Annotated in this window: 1 protein-coding gene and 1 pseudogene; both read left to right on the top strand. The window is 36.3% G+C overall.

Annotated elements, in window-relative coordinates; translation table 11 throughout:
• Positions 1–72 (top strand): annotated as a pseudogene (locus tag AC1DTM_RS29340) (arylformamidase); the annotation flags it as partial.
• A 32-nt stretch (positions 73–104) separates the two neighbouring features.
• The coding region (locus AC1DTM_RS29335) for a tryptophan 2,3-dioxygenase (RefSeq protein ID WP_477001578.1) at positions 105–854 on the top strand (750 nt) is incomplete at its 3' end.

Here is an 854-nt window from a genome sequence, read left to right as displayed (position 1 = left end):
CTTATTGCCTTACCACTTGCATTAACAGATGCAGATGGGAGCCCAGTTCGCGCTGTTATTAGACCAATATAAATAGAAATATATAAAAGGGGCGTTTGATTAATATGAAAGAAAACGAAAAGGTAATTATGGAAAAAGGGATTCACACTGATTTTAAGGAAAATATGACGTACGGAGAGTATTTACAGCTAGATAGCTTATTATCTAGTCAACAAAGATTATCAGATCATCATGATGAAATGTTATTTATCGTTATTCACCAAGCGAGTGAGCTTTGGATGAAACTAATTTTACATGAACTGAATGCAGCAATTGAATCTATTAAACAAGATAAATTACCACCAGCTTTTAAAATGTTAGCACGTGTATCAAAAATTCAGTCGCAAATTATTCAATCTTGGGATATTCTTGCGACATTAACGCCATCAGAATATATTGAGTTCCGTGATTCACTTGGTCAGGCTTCCGGTTTTCAATCGTATCAATATCGAATGATTGAGTATGCACTTGGTTATAAAACACCACATGCATTAAAGATTTATGAAAAGGACCCAGAATTACATGCTCGTCTTCATAAAGCACTTCATGCACCAAGTTTGTATGATGTGGCGATACAAGCGCTTGTTAAAGAAGGATTCCCAATTCATGAAGATGTGTTAAACCGTGATATTACGCAGCCTTACGAAGAGGATGCAACTGTAGAAGCGGCTTGGATAGAAGTATATGCGGACGTGCAGAAATATTGGGATTTATATCAGCTTGCAGAGAAATTAATCGATATTGAAGACTGGCTACAACAATGGCGTTTCCGTCATATGAAAACGGTAGAACGAATTATTGGTCATAAAGTGGGA

Source organism: Bacillus sp. P4_D3 (assembly GCF_056401855.1).
The sequence above is the reverse complement of the archived record's forward strand: the minus strand, read 5'-3'. Positions and strand labels throughout refer to the sequence as shown.